The organism is uncultured Corynebacterium sp., assembly GCF_946998835.1.
Lineage (GTDB): Bacteria > Actinomycetota > Actinomycetes > Mycobacteriales > Mycobacteriaceae > Corynebacterium.
On the sequence record NZ_CAMQAZ010000063.1, the window covers coordinates 1 to 3,183 of the forward strand.

Sequence of the window (3,183 nt, forward strand, 5' to 3'; positions counted from 1 at the left end):
ATCGGCGCAGAGCGACAGCCTACCTCTGACTGCCGCCAATCTTTGCAACAGAGCCTTTGCGTCAATGCAGGGAGATAGCGAAGAGCGCGCTTCAACGGAGATGCTCGAATGGGTCCACGACGGATTGGAGTCCGTGGTCGCGGCAGACGTAGATGATTCGCACGCCGTACCCGTCGGCGCCGCTCGGCTCGGGGTCGCATTCTGCGCGGCAGACGTTACAGAGCCGGTGCTCGTTGCTCCCCCAGACCGTGACCTCGATATCGTCGGGGATCTCCATTCCGTCGAACTCCATATGCGGAGGTTAGCTGTCGCGGATTGAGTCGTGTCAAGATGCGGCACCGATGCTAAACCGCCGTTACCTATGGTCATCGCGCCGGTCGCGCACTCGACGCTTAGTTCTTGAGGTACTCGAGGACGGCGATGACGCGCTTGTTCCCTGTGCGCTCGTTAAGGTCGAGCATGGTGAAGATGCTGCTGATGTGCCGTTCCGCGATCGCGACGCGACATGCACACGGTCCCTGATTTGCTCGTTTGTGAGCCCCGTAGCCATGAGCGAATCGTCAGTATCGCGGAGGAGGTGCTGCGGGAGCGGGAAAGGATTGACCTTACTGACGCAGAGACCCAAAGTGCGAGCATCCCTCATCGCTTTGATGCCAGCCCTTCAACCATTGCAACTAACCCGAACTCGAAATCTAGGTCTTGATCGACAGGCTCACATCCGTTGTCGAGCGCTGTTTGTTCTTCTAGTACGAAACCGACCGTATAGCGGCTGATAGCCATGAGAGCTCGGACCGCAGAGCCCTCAGCGAATCCTTCGGACACGAGAAACTCGATCTGACTTTCGGGGGCATCCGAGCCCGCTGGCATCTGGTCACTCTTTTGACGGTGAAACTCTGCGTGCAGCCGTGCTCCATCCCGGACTGCCAGAAGCGCTGTCCGGAAGCTCCGCGCGTTGCGCAGGAGAAAGTCGTCCCAGCGCTCCCCTGACTCTGGGAGTGAGGCGTGGTGTTCGCGATCAAGCACATCAGCTGCGAGCGATCCGAGCAGGTGGGCCTTTGTCCGAAAGTGCCAGTAGAGCGCTGGCTGCTGCACCCGCAGATGCGCAGCCAGCGCCCGTGTGGTGAAACCGTCGATCCCCGTGTTATTGAGCACATGCCTCGCACCGCGCAAGACTGCTGCACGATCGAGTCGCGCTTGTTTCTGAGCCATGCTTGCACTTTATCATCGATAACTTTATCGTTGATAAGGTGTCATCTCTCACTTCCGCTCGTGGCTCGTTGGCCACGGTCCTCATCACGGCTAGCCTCGACGCCGCCGGCATGGGCCTGGTGATGCCGATTCTTCCCGCACTGCTACACGAGGCAGGGGTCACCGCTGATGCGGTTCCGCTGAACGTCGGAGTGCTGATCGCGCTCTACGCGGTAATGCAGTTCATCTTTGCCCCCGTACTGGGAACGCTGTCGGACCGATTCGGCCGCCGCCGGGTGCTGCTTGTTTCCCTGGCCGGTGCGACCGTCGACTATCTCGTGCTCGCCACGACGTCCGCTCTGTCGGTGTTCTATATCGCCCGCGCAGTGGCTGGGATAACCGGAGCGACCAATGCGGTCACCGCCACCGTGATCGCCGACATCACGCCACCCCACCAGCGCGCCAAGCGTTTCGGTTTACTCAGTGCCTGCTATGGCGGCGGAATGATCGCGGGGCCAGCCATGGGTGGACTGTTCGGTGCCATCTCGCCACATCTGCCGTTTTTGCTCGCTGCTCTTCTCTCAGCGAGCAATCTGGCACTCACCTTTATCCTGTTACGCGAGACCCGTCCTGATTCCCCTGCGCGCTCTGCGTCGCTCGCTCAGCATCGTGGTCGCCCCGGCCTCAGCGCGGTGCCTGGGATTACCTTCCTATTAATCGCATTCGGCCTTGTTCAATTCATTGGGCAGGCTCCAGGTGCGACCTGGGTGCTGTTTACTGAACACCGCCTCGACTGGAGTCCCGTCGAAGTTGGAATCTCCCTGTCCGTCTTCGGGATCGTACAGGTTCTCGTGCAGGCCCTCCTTACTGGCCGCATCGTGGAGTGGATCGGTGAGGCAAAAACAGTCATCATCGGGTGTATTACCGACGCCTTGGGTCTCGTAGGCCTGGCGATTGTCACTGACGCATTTTCCATGGCACCTATCTTGGCGGCACTGGGGATCGGTGGCATCGGCCTCCCCGCTCTGCAAACCCTTCTCTCCCAGCGCGTCGATGAACAGCACCAAGGGCGCCTCCAGGGTGTGCTCGCCAGCATCAACAGCGTCACATCGATCTTCGGACCGGTCGCTTTCACAACGATCTTCGCGCTCACTTACATCAACGCCGACGGCTTCCTCTGGCTCTGCGCCGCAGCACTCTACGTGCCCTGCGTGATTCTCATCATGCGTGGTACAGCAGCGTCCCCGAAGTTCGGCTCTTGGGCGAGCGGCGACTCGATGTGAGTTGTGAGACGTGAGCAGGAGCAACACGGCGGCGACACTGCTTCGCCATGGCCGACTAGCGAGACGGCGCCACCGGGAAACTCGGCATCATCTACCAAGGACAGGTCAGCTGGGAGCCTGATAGACCCATCGAAATGTGCGTGCCGATCGCGGAGAAGGGCCGGGCGCATCGGATCGAGCCATAGCACCATGAGTCTTCACGGAAGTGCGTCGACGGAGACTTGGTTGTGAACCGGGCCAAGGGAGAGCTGGAGGCCCTCTCCGAGTGGCTTGCCGATGACATGAGCTGGACGCTCATCGAGAAATCCACACACAGCGGCCCCAGTGCAGCCCGAGAGGTGCGCCCGCCGTTCTCCCGAGCGGGTGGAGGTCATTTCTGTCGTCACCCACGGACGACGCGCTTCCTGCGACGGCTACCTCGAGGCTGGAGGAATGCGCGTCCGTTTCAGCCATGCGTTCCGCTTCGTCAGCACCCCCAAGACCTCGATGATCGCAGAACTGCGACGCTACTGCATCGAGACGCAGGTTGACTGAGGCCTGTGCGGACAGCACGAACGACCCTTGAGCCCGTAATCTGGGAACCGCAGAAACTACCCGATCGAAACGCAACTACTTTGCCGACCCTACGGGGTTGGCTCGCGGTCGTCGTCCTTGGCCGGGCTCTGTTGCAAAAATCGTGAAGCTTGAGCATGCTTGGCGGAGATTGGACGGA

4 protein-coding genes are annotated in these 3,183 nt (G+C 60.5%); 3 read left to right on the forward strand and 1 reads right to left on the reverse strand.

Translation table 11 applies throughout. The features are described from left to right. The coding region (locus tag Q0U90_RS11520) for a hypothetical protein (RefSeq protein ID WP_297455280.1) at window positions 1–319 on the forward strand (319 nt) is incomplete at its 5' end. Between the two features lie 320 nt (window positions 320–639). Here the strand turns inward: Q0U90_RS11520 and Q0U90_RS11525 are convergent. After that, window positions 640–1,209 carry a TetR/AcrR family transcriptional regulator C-terminal domain-containing protein gene (locus tag Q0U90_RS11525; RefSeq protein WP_005882738.1) on the reverse strand — a complete coding sequence of 190 codons (570 nt, stop codon included), beginning with the start codon at window positions 1,207–1,209 and terminating at the stop codon, window positions 640–642. A gap of 38 nt (window positions 1,210–1,247) precedes the next feature. Here Q0U90_RS11525 and tet(33) point away from each other — a divergent pair, with 38 nt between their 5' ends. Then, window positions 1,248–2,471: a tetracycline efflux MFS transporter Tet(33) gene (gene tet(33) / locus Q0U90_RS11530; RefSeq protein WP_010991840.1), complete on the forward strand. Its 1,224-nt coding sequence runs from the start codon at window positions 1,248–1,250 to the stop codon at window positions 2,469–2,471. Window positions 2,472–2,795: 324 nt separating this feature from the next. Continuing rightward, complete coding sequence (locus tag Q0U90_RS11535; protein WP_297455298.1) at window positions 2,796–3,005, forward strand: hypothetical protein; 210 nt, start codon at window positions 2,796–2,798, stop codon at window positions 3,003–3,005. The last annotated feature ends 178 nt before the right edge of the window (window positions 3,006–3,183 follow it).